Origin of the sequence: Halalkalibacter alkalisediminis (genome assembly GCF_028610705.1) — a bacterium.
Taxonomy (GTDB): domain Bacteria; phylum Bacillota; class Bacilli; order Bacillales; family Bacillaceae_D; genus Halalkalibacter; species Halalkalibacter alkalisediminis.
The window spans coordinates 263,959-280,649 of the sequence record NZ_JAQQWT010000004.1; the positions used below are offsets into that span (position 1 = coordinate 263,959).

Sequence of the window (16,691 nt, forward strand, 5' to 3'; positions counted from 1 at the left end):
CCACAAAAAAGAGAGCACAGTCTCACTGCACTCCCTCACATACTCACATACTCACTTAAGCTTAAGCCTCAGGCTCAATCAATCCATATTTCCCATCTTTTCGCTTGTAGACCACGCTCGTTGATCCATTAACAGCATCGGAATAGACGAAGAAATCATGCCCGAGCATATCCATTTGTAAAATCGCTTCCTCGGCATCCATTGGCTTTAAGTTAAAGCGTTTTTTTCGAACGACTTCTAAGTCATCTGTTGGAATCGGTTCGCCTTCAAGTGGCTCCAACTCGTTTTTAAACATATATTTCAAGCTTCCCTCTTGGCGAAACTTGCGATTTACTTTTGTTTTATGCTTACGGATTTGTCGCTCTAACTTTTCTACAACTTTATCAATCGCCGCATACATATCTGAATGAACCTCTTCTCCTCTAAGCAGAAGCTGAGGCATCGGAATCGTAATCTCAATAATATGCTGAGTATTTAGAACCTGCATGCGCACGTTCACATCTGCGATCGGTGTTGTATCGAAATAACGCTCAAGCTTACCGACCTTTTTTTCCACATAGTCTCGTAAAGCTGGAGTTACTTCCATGTTCTCCCCACGGATATTGTATTTCATAAACAACTCCTCCTTTTCTATGTACTTATTTCTATTTACCCCACTCTAACTCCTTCTTAAACATCAAAAAATATGTCAAATTTGTTAAGATAAGCTTTGAAAATAGCTATGAAAAAAGCTCATCCTAGATAACTAGAATGAGCTGTATGGTTTTTAGCTATTATTCATTTCCTACAGGAATGTGAATTAAAGCTTAACTACGTTCGCAGCTTGTGGACCACGAGCACCTTCAACGATTTCAAATTCAACGTCTTGACCTTCGTCTAAAGACTTGAATCCTTCTGAGTTGATAGCTGAGAAATGTACGAATACATCGTCCCCATCTTCGCGCTCAATGAAACCAAAACCTTTTTCTGCGTTAAACCATTTTACTTTACCTTGCATGTTTTCACATTCCCTTCGTAACTAAAATACTTGTGGATCTTTTCCACACATTAAATATAACAGCGCTCTCATGTCCATGTCAAACCTTTAAACGTCTGACAACTCGTCAAATTTCAACAGAACTAGACTTTGTTTGTATGCGCTTTCAACACTGCTCATTAAACACTTTTATGTCAAAGCCAAATACCATGGGTCATTTTCTAACAACAACCATTGCCCTCCTTCTTTTTTCCTAGTATCATCTAGTTAGAACCTTCTAAATTTAAACAAAAAACGACAAATATTCTCTTCTATCCATAAGACCTACTACCCCAATTACCTAGTTGATCACGAGCACTCCTACATAACTCCTCAACTTCGTGATCACTAGGGTTGAAAAAGGTGTCGAAGCACCTCAATTCTTGAGGCATTTTGCCTTCGCCCTTTTATATCCAAGGATGATTCCAAATTGATTCGATCTCACAAACCACAAAATCTAGTGTCCTCACCTTTAGGGCACACCGTATCTTGTGCCAATGACATCGAATCAAGATACCGGATTCATCCTCTTTCCTATTTATACCTTTTGTCTCTATATAAAAAAGTAAAATTTTGATAAAATCAGGAGGCATTGTGTAAAACAAACAAGGGGGATCATACATGGGTAATCTAAAAAACTGGTTCGTTATTCTCTGCAGTTTTATCCTTTTAACAGCCTGCAGCGAAGCAACATCAGTCGAGTCAAAAGACCCTGCAAAAGAAACAAAAGAAGAAACACAGGGAGAATTAGCCTTAGAGGAAATTTTACAAAAATCAATCGAAGCCATGGAAGGCATCCAAAGCCTCTCTTCAGAAATGAACGTGGTCCAAGAAATGGCCCTTCCAAATGACGAGAGCTTCTCCACTAACATATCCGTCTATATGGAAATCACACAAGATCCATTTAACATGTATCAAAAAATGCTCATGGAACTACCTGAAGTCGGCAATACCGAAATTGAAATGTACATGGTTGAGGATGCCGTCTACTACAAAGATCCAATGGAAAATAAATGGTTCACCTATCCAGATGACCTAGCCCAACAATTACGAGACCTCGAAACGGCTCAAATGGGGTCAGAGGAGCAACTAACCTTACTCCTTGAAAACCTAGAACACCTAAGCTACACCGAAGACGATGATCACTACATCATCACAGTCGAAGGCTCAGCAGATATCTTACAATCCTTCGCCCAAAAACTAAACGGTCTTGTCCACGACAACATGGCAGGAGACATCGACCAACTGATGCTCATGTCCGACATGAAAGAACTAGACTACATCCTTTATATCGAAAAAGATACCTTCCTCCAAACCAAAATGGACATGATGATGGTATTCGAACTACAAACCGACGGCGAATCGCTCTTAATCAATACAAGCACACAAGCTACGTTCAGTGACTTTAATGCGTTTACTGAAGTTGAAGTTCCGGCTAACGTGATTGAGAATGCGGAAGAGTTTGATACGAGTTTTAGTGAGTTTGGCGATTTTGATGAGTTTGATGAGTTTACGGAAGAAGAAGAGTCCAGCGAATAAGATATGGGAGAAGATGGCCACCTAAAGATCACTCTAAAAATTTGTTTTAGCAGATTCAAGGAAGCCGCAATGGCTTCACGTTGCTTAAAGGCCACGGAAAAAGGTGAAGACCTACCTTTTTCCGTGGCCTTTGTGAGGGTGGAGCTTTTTTTGCTATTTTTGAATAATAAAATTAATAAGAGTCACCACATGAATGGAGCCTGTTTTGTCATGGCGCTGGAGTCATGGATAGGGGATTCCCGTCAATTAACTCAGCCTGTTCTCCGTCAGTCCATTCCATATAATCTCTTATAAGAATATCTCCTTATGTCTTGTTGTCGCTTTGCTCCCATTACAAACACCCCTACTTTTTCTAAAGTCTAGATTCATCATTAACCTTACCTTCCTTTAATTGATAATAACCAAGCCAACCTGTTTAGGTACCGATTTAATTTGGGTAACCTCTCTGACATGCGCACAAGAAAAAAGTCAATCCAGTTACCTAGATTGACTCTATTTACACATCTCGCTTATCAATGAAAGCTCCCTCATTTGTAGTCATATCATAAGGGTGATCGTATTTGCGATTCATTTTCTTTTTCAATGCCATTTTATCCATATCTATTTTAAGTTTAGCCTTTAAACGCTGCAAGTTAACTACTATTTCTTTATTCATTTGAACAAGGGTTTTAGCAGCAGCTAGCTCCTCTGCTGTTTTGGCAGGTGAATCTATTGCTGCGATAGCAGCCCCGCGCTCCTCTAGAAGTTTTTCGACTTTAGATATTTCTTCGTCGCGCTGTTCGTTGTCCGCTAATGTCAGTGTTTTTAGCAGCTGTAATAATTCGTCAGACACTTGAACTAAACGATGAATCGTTTGATTCATTAGGCTTTAACCTCGTGACGTTTTTTACGATCAATTAGTATGACTTCTTTCCATGTGTCACGAAAATTTTTAATGAGTTCTTCTGCTTCATTTAGTTTTTCAACACTGTTTTCAGTGTTGGCATCGGTTAATCTTGATAAAATAAAATCGTATAACATTAGCATGTCTTTGCCTAGTTTCGTGTCGGTTTTTAGAGTGACCATAAGCTCGCGGATGATGTTTTGAGCTTTTACTAGGTTTTCGTGACGAAGTTGGATATTGCCTTCTTCAATTGATTTCCTAGCAATCGTGATAAATTTTAGACATCCATTATAAAGCATTAGTGTTAGCTCTCCTGGAGAAGACGTTACAGCTTTATTTTGTTGGTATGCTTGTTGAGGATTCGAGATAGCCATTTATAACATCCTTTCATTCTTACATTCCGCCAAATAGTTGACTCATCATTGCATTGCCTTGTGCATTTGCTTGGTTTACTGCTGTTTCCATACGTGTGAATTGAGACCAGTATCTCTGTTCAATTTGAGCTAACCGGCGTTGGAATCTATCAATTTGAGAATCGACGTTAATTAATTCTCTCCCTAATGTAAATTGTTGATTCGTTCGGTTTTCATTACCAGCACGTCTTACAACTTTGCTAATGGTGTCATTAATAGTAGTACGTAGTCGACCAATGATCCCTGTTTGACTCTGGATTTCGGCTCGTTGCTCTGCCGTCCGATCTTCCGGCTTCATGTCCGTTAATGTCTTATCAGCAACGTTATTGAATAATTGATGAACGGAATCCGGATCATCTTCTAGCGCCGCCCTTAATTTTGCTTCATCAATCTCTAAACGGCCTCCATCACGAAAATTCCTAGTAGTCGTAATCCCCACCTGTGCAATCTGATTAAATTGACCAGATGTTGATACTGGAGTATAGATGTCATTTCTCATTTGTGTTAACACGGAGGAAAGCATTGGATCACGGCGAAGCAACCCACTTTTTGCTTTTTCATCCCAAAGCTCAGCCTCACGCTCTGAGAGTTCTTGACGCTGCTCATCAGTAAGAGGTGGGAAATCACGATGTTTCGGCTCAGTTAATTTGGTTTGAATCTCAGCGATCATATCGTTATAAGTGTCCACAAAAGCCTTGATCTTGTCAAAGGCATCATCCGTATTTGAAGACACATTGACCGTTTCAAACACACCATTCGTAGGCTGAGTTACATTAAACGTCAAACCACCAATAGTGATACGGTTTGCACGAGATTCCTGGGTTATTGTTTCACCTGCAAATAGAGGATTTTGAAATTCAACTTTTGCATTCACTCCAGCAACTTCATTCTCTTGATGGATATGTAACACATCATTAAGAAAACTGGTATTGCCACCGAAAACAATTTGTCTATTTACTCCATTAGCATCAAGCTCACCATTAAATTCCCCCGTTTCCTTTCTTTCGATAACGACGCGATCAAAAGCGGAATCATAATAAGCACGAACACCTATATCAGAGTCATTTATTTGTTTCAAATTTTCATTTAGCGATTTAGTCGTATCAATTGTGACCGTAACCTCTTTTGCTGCACCAGCTGAGTCATACGTCTTCACTGAAAATTGTGTACCATTATAAGCGCTAAGATCTCCTGCAGCATTCGCCTGTGCATCTAGCCTTGTTGAAGCACTGAATTTAGTATCACCCGTTGTAATATTGGCAGCACTTATATTTCTCGATTTTGTTGCTACTTGATCGACTTTAAAATGATATGTGCCGTTCTGTACATCTGCATTAGCACTTACTGTAAATGCTTGTTCATTTGAAGATTTTGCCACACGAGTGTTTAGTGAACTACGTAGCCGAATACTTGCTGCCGATTCCTCAAGCGTACGTAATTTAAGATTCATATCGCGATAGGCATCTCGTTGCCATTCAACTGTTTGCTTCCGTTGAAAGAAACGATCAAGAGGCTGTCGCTCAACTTGCATGAATTGTTTGATGATTGATTCTGTATCAATACCAGACGCTAATCCACCAATTCTCATTATTACACCGACTTTCAAATCTTTTTATCTATAAATATACCTATTGTTTTTTTCATTGACGCAAACATATCTAGAAGTTTCTTAGGTGGAATTTCTTTAATAACATCATTTGTTAGTTCGTCAACGATTGCTACATAATACTCATTTAGTTCTTCGTGTAAGCTAAATTTCAAATTTGTGTTTGAGGTTTTCATGAATTGGTTAATACTATCTATTTTATCTTGAATGTTTTCCTTATTCATTTGACTGGTTGTTATTGACGGTTGTTTCGAAACATTTTTTATTTCAGTGGAATTTCCAACATTTCTGTCTGTTTGAACTCCTTGAATGATAGAACTTGGTAAACCTCGACTTACTTCCATCCCATTCGCTCCTCTATGCTTCTTTAACTTATTATCGGTAGGTTAGCTTGCTTTTTTTAGTGAAATCTGAAAAAAGGAGAGATTTTTCTAAGATCTTCTTTTTTCATACTAGTAGATGCTCCATGAAATAACCCAGTTATGTACGAATCCCTTAATGAAGGTAAAAAAAGTTGATTAATAGTGTATAGTGTATGCGAAGAATAAAACTCCATAAATTTCGCCACCACTGGTGAAACTAAGTCTTTGAGTGCATAGAAAAGAGACCTTAGAAAACTAAGGTCTCTCCGATTACTTAAGATTAACGAAGTAATTGTAGTACAGCTTGTGGCTGTTGGTTAGCTTGAGCAAGCATTGCTTGAGATGCTTGGTTAAGGATGTTAGTTCTAGTGAACTCCATCATTTCTTTAGCCATGTCAACGTCACGGACACGAGATTCAGCAGCTTGTAAATTCTCAGATGCGTTATCTAAGTTTTTAATAGTATGCTCTAAACGGTTTTGAAGCGAACCAAGGTATGAACGTCCTGCAGATACTGTCTCAATTTGAGTTTGAACAGTTGTAATCGCACCATCAGCACCTGTTTGAGTTGAAATGTCAAGCGCTGAAACAGCAGATTCAACACCTGTTAAATCTAAACCTGCAGTAGTAAAATCAATATCGATAGTTTGACCAGCATCCGCACCTACATGGATTTTACCATCAGTGTCAGAACCATCTAACAGTTGCTTTGTATTGAATGTTGTATTATCCATAATACGTTTAATTTCTTCTGAAAGTTGATCAAATTCATCATTCAAAGCTGTACGGTCGGCAGTTACGTTTGTATCATTTGAAGATTGAACAGCTAATTCACGTTGGCGTTGAAGGATAGCATGTACTTCATTTAATGCTCCTTCTGCAGTTTGGATTAAAGAGATACCATCTTGAGCATTCTTTGATGCCATGTCTAACCCACGAATTTGCCCGCGCATTTTTTCAGAAATTGAAAGACCTGCTGCATCGTCACCAGCACGGTTAATACGAAGACCTGAAGATAACTTCTCCATAGCGTTAGAGTTTTGGTTAACATTAATACCCATCTGACGGTGTGCATTCATTGCACTAAGATTGTGATTAATAATCATTATAATTTCCTCCTTGAAATGACTCCGCCCACGTCCTTGTGGTTGGATGTTAAATGTTGTTAAGCATTCAGTCATATAGTCGGCCGAGCATATATGACTTCGTGCTTACACTATTATTATCGGATCGTAGTTTGATATGTTTAGAGTTTTTTATGATTTTTTCATCTTTTTTTTTAGACGCTAACGACTTCTATTTCTTGAAGAAAGTGTTCGACGAAAATGTCTGATGTGCTCGTAATGATCATCTCCCCATCCACTTGTACATAGGGATTAATGGGGTCTTCTACTGGGATAAAGGTGATTTTTCCTTTTCTTCCATCTGAAAGTCTTACGGTGTTGCCGATCGACATTTCCATGATTTTTTTGATGAAGGTGTTGGTCATTTTCGGATTGAGTCTTCCAAATGATTCTCTCCTTAGTTCCTTTAGAGCGACATAGAAGGACAGTCCTTTCCGGTAGACTCGGTTGGAGGTCATCGCATGGAAGGTGTCGGCGATCGCAATGATTTTAGCAAATTCATGGATCGGATGGCCTTGTTTTTCATCGGGGTAGCCCGTTCCATCTTCTCTTAAGTGATGTTCTAACGTCGCTCTACAGATGTCGTCATCAAGGTTTTGGCTTTTTAGAATGTCGTAACCGAACCGTGAATGGTATTTCATGATTTCAAATTCTTGGTGAGTCAGTCTGCTCGTCTTTTGTAAAATGGCTAGTGGAATTTTCGTTTTTCCTACATCATGAAGTAAGCCGCTGAAAGCGACTCTACTCACCTTTTCTTTTGAGAAGCCTAACCAAGCGGCTAGCTTGGCACTTAAGATCGATACAGCGACATTATGTCGGTATAGATAGTCATCTTTGCTTTGAACGGAGATCATAATCTCGTCTATGCCCGCTTCTTCTACCATTTCTATAATGACGGGAAGTAGTTCTTTTTCTAACTTATCGGTGATTTCTCTTCCTTCCCCCATTCGGTCAAAGTCTTTTTGATAGCTTTGGATGACTTGATCTACTTTTCGCTCGATCGACTTTTTGGGCTCTTCTATACAGGTCGCGTAATCTTCTATTGATACTTGAAATCGATTTAACCGCTCAATCGTTTTTATATCGAGAATGGATCCCTTTTTTAAGAGCAAACCAATTTGATCTGATTTTATATCTTTGATCAGCTTATAACCTTCGTAAAATTCATTCTGTTGCTTTACCACTCTCTCACCCCCAATATTCAAACAATGATTTCTCTATGTTCAATATAGAGGGTTTGCTAGTTTTTAACAATATACGTTAGGAAAAATGTCCTGAATCATTCGAAATAGATAAATTGAGATATGCATAAAAATATCCCCACTCAAACGTCATAGTGAGGATGTTTCTATAATTACCTTTTTAAATAGGCAATGTCACGTTTGTTGGATTGGGTTTCTTTGAAAAGGAGGTCAATGTCAGAGTTTACTTTGTAAAAGGCGAGTTCTACTTTGTCAAAGCGTTGGTTGTTTTCCGTTCGCAATGTGTGGATATCTTCTGTGTTTTTGGCGGTCATTGTTATTAGCGTTTGTAACATTCTTTCGTGCTGGTCGAGACGGGATTTCATCTGTTCAAACTGCTTGTCCATCTTCTCATTCATCTGTTCAAACTGCTTGTCCATCTGTTCAAGCTTCTTGTCCATCTGTTCAAACTTCTTGTCCATCTTCTCATCTATCTGTCCAAACTTCTTGTCCATCTGTTTCAGCAACGGTAAAATCTCATTTTCCACTTTCCTCACCTCCTTCAACATCAGTTTATGTCGAACTTTTACATTTGTAAAGAAGATCGAGAAGGAATCTAACAAAAAAGGCTGCTAGGAGTGGGGTTTTCAATCCGCAGCCGCGCTACGTGTGGAGCCATTGCTCCTTCCTTGAATCTGCTAAAGAAGACTTTTTCAGTGCCTCCTCTCACTACTCTTTTTTCTCCGTTCCTTGCAAAAAGCCTTTCAATGCATTAACAGAAATCGTCTTGGCTGCGGCACTGTTTTCTTCTTGTATCGCTAGAAACACTTCTTTGCGGTGGATTTCGATATGTTTGGGAGCATCAATGCCGATTTTGACTTGATCTCCTTCAATGCCTAGGATTTTAATTTCGATATCGTCGGCAATTTGAATCGCTTGTTGTAGTTTGCGTGAGAGAACAAGCATTTATTTCCCCTCCTTCGTTGTTTGCAGGGCCGCTTCTTTGAAGATCGGGTGTTTCGTTTGATAGTCTGTGTCACTGAGCAGCAATTGCTTTCCTTTTTGTTTGTTGACATTGATGATGATTGGGCCTTGAAGGTTGGCTGTCGTTTCAGCGAACGGTTCTTTTACGGTTAAGACGACAAAGGTTGCGACGTCTTCTTCTTTTTCGATTTCGAGCATCTCTAGTGTTGCATCTGGTAGCTTTATTTGATAATTTGAAACCACTTCAAAAGGGTTTAAGACGATAAAGGCGACATCTGTTGTGGCTGTTGATTGTAAGACAAAGAAGGGAGTTCCTTCTTCTAGTGGAAGCAGGACAAATTGTTTCTCCTCTTCAAAGGCAGGGATTCCTTTGGAGAACGTGATGATGTTTTCGTCATTTATTTCAACCGTTCCTTGGTACTTCGTTTCAATGTTCATACGGTCACACACCTTTTTTCTCATTCATTTCCAACCATTGTATCATAACGACTTATCTAGAGAAAAAGAAGCCGCTGCTGCGACTTCTTTCTTTACAACCCCAGGTTCACATGGTCCCCAACGGGTTGGAAGGAGATTTGATTTTTTTGACGGATGTAGACATCTGATTGCCACTTCGGCATTTCAATTTGCGGAGCACGGCGATTGACGGTAATCTCCGTATCCTTCACTCTAGCTCGGATGTTCACCTGAGCTGGTTCAAAGTGAAATTTTACTCGATCAGGGGACTTTGGCATATAGCCAATGTTCACTTGGACGCGAGCAGGTTCACTATTTATTTTGGCCATTCGCGCAATCGCTCCAGGACCATTTTCAATTTTCATGAGCTGATCCCCTTGCTGGGCCGTTTTTGCGAAAAACTTTGAAACTTGTTGCATTGCTTTGGCTGCGGTTTCGCTTGCCACTCTGATCGGTGATTTTAAATTCGCATCGGCAAAGGCTTCGGTTTGGTCAATATGCATTTTCGAAGCGGTTGTGCTGATCTCAATCAAGTTATGGTGGTTCTGCCTGATTTGCATATCCGGTCCCTGCTGTCTAATTTGCGGGCCTGGCCGACTTGAACGTATGCCAATCTTAGCATCGTTCTGCTGAATATGTAAGGATGTTAGTTGCATAACCATCCCTTCCTTTATATAGGGATAGGCTTTGCACGTGGAAACGGCAAAGCCCATTTTCTGAAAATTATCTTAAAAAGTCCAATAAGCTCGGTTGAATGATTCTCGCTCCTGCTGACAAAGCGGCACGATGAACACTTTCCTGCGTCATTAAATCGATGATGACTTTTTCTATCTCCGCATCTTCATTTTCAGACATAATACGGTTGGCACTCACTTCTTGTTCCATTAACCGGTTTTCAATCATTTGAACGCGATTCACTCTCGCACCAAGCTCGGCACGTTCCGTGACAAAACGGTCGATATGACCAAAAATGTTGTCAATGTAACCAGTTAATTCGGTTCCATCTACAGTTGCATCATCAAGAGCTCGCTCCAGTCGAGTAATGTCTCCGAATAAAGCATTGCTAAACACGCTACTCGGATTGATGTTTACAGGAATCGATACTCCTTTTAACAATTCGATTTCGACCGATTGCGAGTTGACTGAGACACCTGTTGCACTTGCCACAACGACATCATTGGACCGAACCGTTTTCGTGGTAAGCGCTTGGCTAACGGCATGATTCGGATCATGTGCTTGGTTCGGTTCTATGTAAGTAACCGAATTATCAGCCCCAATCATTAAGCGAATCGCCTGTGCGTTAAAATCAGCTTCCCCATAAACAGGAGTTGTTTGACTAGTATCTTGGAAAATAGGTTGGCCATTTTCCGTTCCAATGTGTTGGAATGTTTTGCCATTATACACGACCTCTACTGATCCTAAATCTTTGATGGATCCATCAAAGAAAGCCTGAATCCCTAGATCCATGTTTGTCGTGTTACTAATAGGCGGATTGGTTGTGTTCGTACCATTAAATATATATTTATTGCTATTTTTCATATTGCCCAATGATTCAAGATGTTCGCGTAACTGCTGGACTTCCTTAGCCATATTCGCACGCTCAGCTGGATTATACGTATCATTCGCTGCTTGTGTTGCTAGCTCACGAATACGCTGCAACACTTCCGTTCCTTTATCAAGCGTCGCATCAGCAGTGTCCATCCAGTTATAGGCTTCACTAAGATTGCGTTTAAATTGCTCGACTTCTGTTACTTGCGAACGGTAACGCATGCCTTTCATGGCAACAACCGGATCTTGGGATGCACGTGTAATCTTTTTTCCTGTTGAAAGTTGATCTTGAATGCTGGCTAAACGATTGTAACCTTGATTAATATTACGTAATGAGCTTTGTGAAAGCATCATTTGTGTCACTCGCATCGATGTCACCTATCCTTATCTGCCGACTACACCCATCCCGTTAATGATTCGGTCAAGCATTTCGTCAACCATTGTAATGTTTCTTGCTGCTGCGTTGTATGCATGCTGGTATTGAATCATCATCGTCATCTCTTCATCTAGAGAAACGTTACTTACTGATTTCTTGCGATAGTCGACACTATCTTGCAGAGAAGCCGAACTGTTTAGCATTCTTGTCGCTTCTTGGGTCGTAACCGCCATATCTCCGATGACTCCTTGATAGTACGTGCTAATCGTTCCTGAATCATTGTTAAACGTAAGAACGATATCTTTCACATCCGCTAACCGTTTGGCATTCGTGCCATCACCAGCGAAAGCCGTAGGCGTACCGCCGATAAAGTTATTCGCATCACCTAGGAACGTACGAAGATTGTCATAATAAGCACCATCACGTGGAGCATGTAAAAGGTTTTGATACGTTTGCTGTTGTCCTGTCACAATCCCATTTGTATTCACACCAGAAGCCGCAATATTGTTTAAACTTGAGACAATCGCTGCGTCTAATTGAATCGCTTTAGCTGCACCGACTTCAGGAGCGATGCCACTAAGATCAAATAAGTTTCCACCTTGTTGAACATGGCCATTGCGATCTGCAAGGGTAAAACCAAGGGAATGGATGTGATTCATTTCCGTTGCAAACACTTCTGCCATGTTATTTAGTTCATGGATCATATTTGGATAAACACCCATTACATCGTTGATATTCGTTCCATATCCGTACGACTCAATAAGAGCTTTTATTTCACCACGAGGCAGGTCATTTACATTCAACTGATGTACGGTTCCATCATTAGTAACAAAAGAAAATCCGCTAACAAAGTTTGCGTTCTCAAACGTGATATCCAATTGCTTTCTAGCTTCTACTCCCGTTCCATCTACTAGTTTAAGAGGTTGACCGTTTACTAGATACGGATTCCCTTGGTCATTAATGAGCGTAACCGTTACAGCGCCTTCAGCAGCTGAGTTCGCTTGTCCACCACTTTTTTCTCGTTGAACCTGAATGTTAATCATACTTGAAAGCTGATCTAATAAACGATCTTGTTGGTCATATAAGTCATTGGTGACATAGCCATGTGGCTCTATTTTACGAATTTGATCGTTAACGGCATCCAGCTGACTTAAGATCGAATTCACTTCTCTTTGCGTCACTTCGATTTCCTTTTTATAATCGGATTTGATCGCAGAAAGCGAGTCATGTAAAAAGTTAAACGTCTCCGCAACGGCCAACGCACGTTGACGAACAACGGAACGAGCTCCTGAATCTTCCGGATCGACGGTTAAATCTTGAAGCGACGTCCAAAACATATCAATTTGTCGATTCAATCCTTGTTCGGATGGCTCATTTAAAACATCCTCCATCTTTGTCAGAGCGGCATTACGTGTGTCCCAATATCCTACTTTATTCGTTTCATTGCGATATTGAACATCCAAAAACTGTTCTCTCACTCGTTGAATCGAGCCTGCTTGCACTCCTGTTCCTAAATTCCCAGGCACGCTCGGGCTATTTTTCCCAACAGCTGGATACGACTCCGTTTGTGTGAAGTTCACGCGTTGACGCGTGTACCCTTCTGTATTGGCATTGGCCATGTTATGTCCTGTTGTATGAAGCGCATATTGTTGAGTCATCATTGCACGTCTTGCTGTTTCTAATGCATGGAATGTGGATAACACTAATGCTTCCTCCGTTTCAAATATAAGTGCATGTTCAATCTCTTTTAAGCTTTCGAGTCAAAAAGGGAGTGATTATTTTCATACGGTTCGTCATCTTGACTCCGAGGATTATAGCTGACGTCTTCCTTATGCGGCAGCATTAAGTCCAGGGAAAGGTTCACAAATCGTAACGATTCCTCGATTAATTCCTGATTTAATTCATTTTGTGTTTTTAACTTCTGCACATCATCAACCAGTTTTCTTTGAAGCTGCTCAAGCTGAAGCTTTTCTTCGGCGGTTGCAAACCTCTTCACATCAGACATCGTTACGGCTTCCTTTGCCTCACCCTGTTCGAGCAAGAATGTTCGCACGATTTTTGAACGTAACATTTCAGTCGTCTGGAGTTTATGAGCGAGCTTGGATTCTTCGCGGACGATCGCTTCAAGAACTTTCATATCACCCTTTTTGATCGGTTCTACCTTCTTTGTCGCTAGTTCAAGTAGGTGCTCATGAACTTCAATGAGCCTCTCTAATAACTGTGTGATCGCTTTGATTGACATCGGTTCTCCTCCTCACTCCAGACAAACTGTTTATGACTGGTTCCAAAAATCATAAAATTTATTGGCGATTGCCTGTGAATCAACTTTGTACTCACCAGCATCAATCTTTTGTTTGATAGCTTCTATTTTTTCTAAGCGCTCTTTCTCCAGTTTCGTTCTTTTTTGCATGGAAAGGGCCTCAGATGAAATTTCAAGTTTATCTCTTTTCGCTTGTACATCGTTTGCTTTTTCTGTTTTCTCGATTTGCTTTCGATACGGGTTTTGTTGAACAGAGTTATACGGATTAATTTTCATATCAGTCACCTCTTCTCTATTGTAGTTGCTTTTATGTATAAAACACAAAACGCACCGAGTTAGTTAGTATTATTATCGGCACGTTTTCTTATATTGTTAACTATTTTTTATTAAAGACGATCTTTTAAGGAGTGATAGGTCGTCGTTCCCATGTTTCGTTCCGCGCGGCGCTCAGCCTCTTTACGCTCTTCAAACTCTTTTTCTTTTTGCAATTGATCAAGGCCGCCTGTGATGTTGTCCTTGCACTCCCCACATATTCGTCCTTCTTGAATAATCGCCCCACACGATTCACAGGGATACCCTAAGTTCGGAAAACTCTTTGTTTGCAGTCTCCCTTCACGGACAAACTGATGGATCACTGTTAGCTCCACGCCGGTTTTTTCATGAACCTCACGAATCGAGGCCATACGGTTTTGTTTTCTTCTCATAAAAGACGATACCTTATCATATTGATCTTCTTGTTCCTTATGACAAAGCTGGCAGATCGGACGTAAGGCTTTCACGAAGATTTTCCCGCACTTTGAACAATTGGCTACATCTTTCATTTTTCTCCCCCTCCCCCTTTTTTTTGATTATAGCGAATCTTGTCAAGCTTGTCAGTGAAGTTTTTATGGGAAAGGCTACCTCGCGATCGTCAGAGATGCAACATTTTTGGCACCATGTTCTTTTAACAATTTCGCAGCTTGGCGAATCGTTGTACCGGTTGTGTAGACATCATCGATGAGGAGAATGTTTCGGTTTTCCACTTTGCTCTTTGCATTTGGTTGTAGGGTAAAGGGGTTATGGTGAAACTGATCGATACGCTGTTTTCGTGATTTTTTACTTTGTTTTTCTCCACTCGTTCGGTCGAGAACCGGCTGATCCTCTGCCCACGGCAGCAGCAGTAACGCGGATTGGTTAAAGCCTCTTGTTTGAAGTCGCTCACGGCTAAGCGGCATCGCAATAGGGGTGTAACGTTGAAACTGTTTCTGATAAACCTTATGAAGCATTGGAGAAAAATACGTAGCAATCACGGCATCTCCTTTGTATTTATAGGTCGCCAACCACTCCTTTAAAAAGGGATTGTATTCATATAAGGAGACGTTTCGTTCTAAGAGCGTTGCCGTGTCCTCCCTTTCTTCCCAACGCCAACAATCTAAACACTGATCCTCTTTCCTATGGGCATTGTTTATTTTTTCAAGGGGGCGGGAACACGTTTTACACGTTCGTCCCTCTATGCGAGAAAGTTCGGACTCACATAAGGAGCAAAGGAGGTCCTCCGGTTCGATTAACAGTAGCTTTCTCCAGCCAACGGCGTCAAAAAAGCGTTCGTGACAGGCCAAGCAACGCTTCATAAGAATCCTCCTTCCTTATTCATGTGTTGAATATGTGTTCGAGCTCTTTTCATTTCCTGCGAGACGCCGTAATGAAAATACACAACATCTCCTGTTGGCGCTTCTTTTTTTCGACCCGCTCGACCGGCGATTTGCACGAGTGCCGATTCTTCGAAGATAGGATCCTCTGCGCCAAATACTGCGACTTGGACATCTGCAAAGGTTACCCCTCTTTCTAAAATCGTTGTGGTGACCATAAGGCGAACGTTGCCGTTGCGAAAGGCTTCTACGTATCGATGCCGATTGGGTTCTTTAGCATGAACCGCTAAGTGTTTGATTTGGTAAAGCTGCAATAGACTAGAAATGAGTTGTAGCGTTTGAAGGGAGGGCACAAAGAGAAGCAGCGGTTTATTCGTTTGTAGCCATGTAATGAGCACGGGGGGAAGTTTCTTTTTTTGCAGCTGCTTTTGCCAATTGCCACACCACTGAAAACGAGGAACAGGTAATCGGAATCCGTGATATCGTTTCGGAATTTTTATGAGGGTGAGGTCGGGCATTTTGAGAAGATCTTTAGATGGTGTGGCACTGAGGTAGATCGTCGTTGCGTTAGGTTTTTGCGCTTGCCGGACGGCATGTTGAAGCCTCTGGTCATAGGAGTAAGGAAAGGCATCGACTTCATCGATGATGACAACATCAAACGCTCTGTAAAAGCGCATTGCCTGATGTGTTGTGGATAACACCAATTGAGCGCCTGTTTTCTTTTCTTTACGGCCTCCATAGAGCGTTTCGATGTGTGTATGTGGAAAACTTTGCTGCAATCGTGGGGATAACTCTTTTACGACGTCGGTACGGGGTGTGGATAACAACACGCGCTTTCCTTGCGCAAACGCTGCTTCTAAGCCACGGAAGAGGACTTCTGTTTTTCCTGCGCCACAGACGGCCCAAACGAGTAGTTTTTGTTGGTTTTTTATCGCTTCGATAACTGAATCTGAAGCCGCTTTTTGGCTGAGAGTGAGTGCACCTTTCCAGTGAAGGCTGTTGGATTGAACTGGCCTCTCTATAGGTGGACCCGTCCAGTGATAAAGAGGCTGGCAAGAGCTTACTTTTCCTAGCTGAAGACAATGTCGGCAATAGCTGCAGGTTTTTCCGCAGCGCGCGCATATGTGTTTGGCAAAAAGCATGCGATCATCATTGCCGCATCGGATGCATGTTTCACGTCCGTTGATCAGTTGGATGCCAGGTTGAGATTGGATGTGCGGGTGTGGGAGATGGTGTTCTAGGATCGGAATTTCAGAGAGGAGAAGTCGTTTGCCAAAGAGGAGTGATTGGATCAAGTGGGGCACCTCCGATTGGGGA

General features: G+C 41.1%; 20 protein-coding genes. 1 reads left to right on the forward strand and 19 read right to left on the reverse strand.

The annotated features are described in order from the left end of the window. Positions 1 to 61 precede the first annotated feature (61 nt). Positions 62 to 613 (reverse strand): ribosome hibernation-promoting factor, HPF/YfiA family, encoded by a 552-nt coding sequence (gene hpf, locus PQ474_RS08470; RefSeq protein ID WP_273841872.1) that lies wholly within the window; start codon positions 611 to 613, stop codon positions 62 to 64. A gap of 186 nt (positions 614 to 799) precedes the next feature. After that, positions 800 to 997, reverse strand: coding sequence for a cold shock domain-containing protein (locus PQ474_RS08475; protein WP_012960443.1), 198 nt, complete (start codon positions 995 to 997; stop codon positions 800 to 802). A gap of 639 nt (positions 998 to 1,636) precedes the next feature. Between PQ474_RS08475 and PQ474_RS08480 the strand changes: the two genes are divergently transcribed. Then, a complete protein-coding gene (locus PQ474_RS08480) occupies positions 1,637 to 2,554 on the forward strand; it encodes a DUF6612 family protein (RefSeq protein WP_273841891.1) in 918 nt (305 codons plus the stop codon). Between the two features lie 496 nt (positions 2,555 to 3,050). On the opposite strand, the gene fliT is transcribed toward PQ474_RS08480, so the two are convergent. The 17 genes from fliT to PQ474_RS08565 all read right to left on the reverse strand — a co-directional run bounded on the left by fliT (position 3,051) and on the right by PQ474_RS08565 (position 16,669). Then, positions 3,051 to 3,416, reverse strand: coding sequence for a flagellar protein FliT (gene fliT / locus PQ474_RS08485; RefSeq protein WP_273841893.1), 366 nt, complete (start codon positions 3,414 to 3,416; stop codon positions 3,051 to 3,053). After that, positions 3,416 to 3,811: a flagellar export chaperone FliS gene (gene fliS / locus PQ474_RS08490; protein ID WP_273841895.1), complete on the reverse strand. Its 396-nt coding sequence runs from the start codon at positions 3,809 to 3,811 to the stop codon at positions 3,416 to 3,418. Before fliS ends, fliT begins: the two co-directional genes overlap by 1 nt. Positions 3,812 to 3,830: 19 nt before the next feature. Beyond that, positions 3,831 to 5,438: a flagellar hook-associated protein 2 gene (locus tag PQ474_RS08495; protein ID WP_273841898.1), complete on the reverse strand. Its 1,608-nt coding sequence runs from the start codon at positions 5,436 to 5,438 to the stop codon at positions 3,831 to 3,833. Between the two features lie 14 nt (positions 5,439 to 5,452). Continuing rightward, complete coding sequence (flaG, locus tag PQ474_RS08500) at positions 5,453 to 5,800, reverse strand: flagellar protein FlaG (protein ID WP_273841901.1); 348 nt, start codon at positions 5,798 to 5,800, stop codon at positions 5,453 to 5,455. Positions 5,801 to 6,098: 298 nt separating this feature from the next. After that, the gene (locus PQ474_RS08505; protein WP_273841903.1) at positions 6,099 to 6,923 is read right to left on the reverse strand and encodes a flagellin N-terminal helical domain-containing protein; all 825 of its coding nucleotides are present in this window, start codon (positions 6,921 to 6,923) and stop codon (positions 6,099 to 6,101) included. Between the two features lie 173 nt (positions 6,924 to 7,096). After that, the gene (locus PQ474_RS08510; RefSeq protein ID WP_273841906.1) at positions 7,097 to 8,125 is read right to left on the reverse strand and encodes an HD-GYP domain-containing protein; all 1,029 of its coding nucleotides are present in this window, start codon (positions 8,123 to 8,125) and stop codon (positions 7,097 to 7,099) included. A gap of 170 nt (positions 8,126 to 8,295) precedes the next feature. After that, positions 8,296 to 8,670: a hypothetical protein gene (locus PQ474_RS08515; RefSeq protein ID WP_273841908.1), complete on the reverse strand. Its 375-nt coding sequence runs from the start codon at positions 8,668 to 8,670 to the stop codon at positions 8,296 to 8,298. Positions 8,671 to 8,851: 181 nt separating this feature from the next. Then, positions 8,852 to 9,088, reverse strand: a complete 237-nt coding sequence (gene csrA, locus PQ474_RS08520) for a carbon storage regulator CsrA (RefSeq protein WP_273841910.1) — start codon at positions 9,086 to 9,088, stop codon at positions 8,852 to 8,854. Then, entirely contained in the window at positions 9,089 to 9,544 is a 456-nt protein-coding gene (gene fliW / locus PQ474_RS08525; protein ID WP_273841912.1) for a flagellar assembly protein FliW, read from the reverse strand. 92 nt (positions 9,545 to 9,636) lie between these two features. Then, positions 9,637 to 10,218: a DUF6470 family protein gene (locus PQ474_RS08530; RefSeq protein WP_273841914.1), complete on the reverse strand. Its 582-nt coding sequence runs from the start codon at positions 10,216 to 10,218 to the stop codon at positions 9,637 to 9,639. Positions 10,219 to 10,285: 67 nt separating this feature from the next. Then, complete coding sequence (gene flgL / locus PQ474_RS08535; protein ID WP_273841916.1) at positions 10,286 to 11,479, reverse strand: flagellar hook-associated protein FlgL; 1,194 nt, start codon at positions 11,477 to 11,479, stop codon at positions 10,286 to 10,288. A 15-nt stretch (positions 11,480 to 11,494) separates the two neighbouring features. Next, on the reverse strand, positions 11,495 to 13,189 hold the full coding sequence (flgK, locus tag PQ474_RS08540; RefSeq protein WP_273841919.1) for a flagellar hook-associated protein FlgK: 1,695 nt from the start codon (positions 13,187 to 13,189) through the stop codon (positions 11,495 to 11,497). A gap of 44 nt (positions 13,190 to 13,233) precedes the next feature. Further along, on the reverse strand, positions 13,234 to 13,728 hold the full coding sequence (locus PQ474_RS08545) for a flagellar protein FlgN (protein ID WP_273841922.1): 495 nt from the start codon (positions 13,726 to 13,728) through the stop codon (positions 13,234 to 13,236). A 30-nt stretch (positions 13,729 to 13,758) separates the two neighbouring features. Continuing rightward, a complete protein-coding gene (gene flgM / locus PQ474_RS08550; RefSeq protein ID WP_273841925.1) occupies positions 13,759 to 14,022 on the reverse strand; it encodes a flagellar biosynthesis anti-sigma factor FlgM in 264 nt (87 codons plus the stop codon). A gap of 110 nt (positions 14,023 to 14,132) precedes the next feature. After that, complete coding sequence (locus PQ474_RS08555; RefSeq protein ID WP_273841928.1) at positions 14,133 to 14,567, reverse strand: TIGR03826 family flagellar region protein; 435 nt, start codon at positions 14,565 to 14,567, stop codon at positions 14,133 to 14,135. Positions 14,568 to 14,642: 75 nt separating this feature from the next. Then, complete coding sequence (locus PQ474_RS08560; protein ID WP_273841930.1) at positions 14,643 to 15,356, reverse strand: ComF family protein; 714 nt, start codon at positions 15,354 to 15,356, stop codon at positions 14,643 to 14,645. After that, positions 15,353 to 16,669, reverse strand: coding sequence for an ATP-dependent helicase ComFA (locus PQ474_RS08565; RefSeq protein WP_273841933.1), 1,317 nt, complete (start codon positions 16,667 to 16,669; stop codon positions 15,353 to 15,355). The genes PQ474_RS08560 and PQ474_RS08565 overlap by 4 nt, the downstream gene beginning before the upstream one ends. Between the last annotated feature and the right edge of the window lie 22 nt (positions 16,670 to 16,691).

Bases quoted from the DNA above. Each gene is read 5' to 3' on its own strand.
- hpf (WP_273841872.1), bottom strand. From the start codon at position 613: ATGAAATACAATATCCGTGGGGAGAACATGGAAGTAACTCCAGCTTTA.
- PQ474_RS08475 (WP_012960443.1), bottom strand. From the start codon at position 997: ATGCAAGGTAAAGTAAAATGGTTTAACGCAGAAAAAGGTTTTGGTTTC.
- PQ474_RS08480 (WP_273841891.1), top strand. From the start codon at position 1,637: ATGGGTAATCTAAAAAACTGGTTCGTTATTCTCTGCAGTTTTATCCTT.
- fliT (WP_273841893.1), bottom strand. From the start codon at position 3,416: ATGAATCAAACGATTCATCGTTTAGTTCAAGTGTCTGACGAATTATTA.
- fliS (WP_273841895.1), bottom strand. From the start codon at position 3,811: ATGGCTATCTCGAATCCTCAACAAGCATACCAACAAAATAAAGCTGTA.
- PQ474_RS08495 (WP_273841898.1), bottom strand. From the start codon at position 5,438: ATGAGAATTGGTGGATTAGCGTCTGGTATTGATACAGAATCAATCATC.
- flaG (WP_273841901.1), bottom strand. From the start codon at position 5,800: ATGGAAGTAAGTCGAGGTTTACCAAGTTCTATCATTCAAGGAGTTCAA.
- PQ474_RS08505 (WP_273841903.1), bottom strand. From the start codon at position 6,923: ATGATTATTAATCACAATCTTAGTGCAATGAATGCACACCGTCAGATG.
- csrA (WP_273841910.1), bottom strand. From the start codon at position 9,088: ATGCTTGTTCTCTCACGCAAACTACAACAAGCGATTCAAATTGCCGAC.
- fliW (WP_273841912.1), bottom strand. From the start codon at position 9,544: ATGAACATTGAAACGAAGTACCAAGGAACGGTTGAAATAAATGACGAA.
- PQ474_RS08530 (WP_273841914.1), bottom strand. From the start codon at position 10,218: ATGCAACTAACATCCTTACATATTCAGCAGAACGATGCTAAGATTGGC.
- flgL (WP_273841916.1), bottom strand. From the start codon at position 11,479: ATGCGAGTGACACAAATGATGCTTTCACAAAGCTCATTACGTAATATT.
- PQ474_RS08545 (WP_273841922.1), bottom strand. From the start codon at position 13,728: ATGTCAATCAAAGCGATCACACAGTTATTAGAGAGGCTCATTGAAGTT.
- flgM (WP_273841925.1), bottom strand. From the start codon at position 14,022: ATGAAAATTAATCCGTATAACTCTGTTCAACAAAACCCGTATCGAAAG.
- PQ474_RS08555 (WP_273841928.1), bottom strand. From the start codon at position 14,567: ATGAAAGATGTAGCCAATTGTTCAAAGTGCGGGAAAATCTTCGTGAAA.
- PQ474_RS08560 (WP_273841930.1), bottom strand. From the start codon at position 15,356: ATGAAGCGTTGCTTGGCCTGTCACGAACGCTTTTTTGACGCCGTTGGC.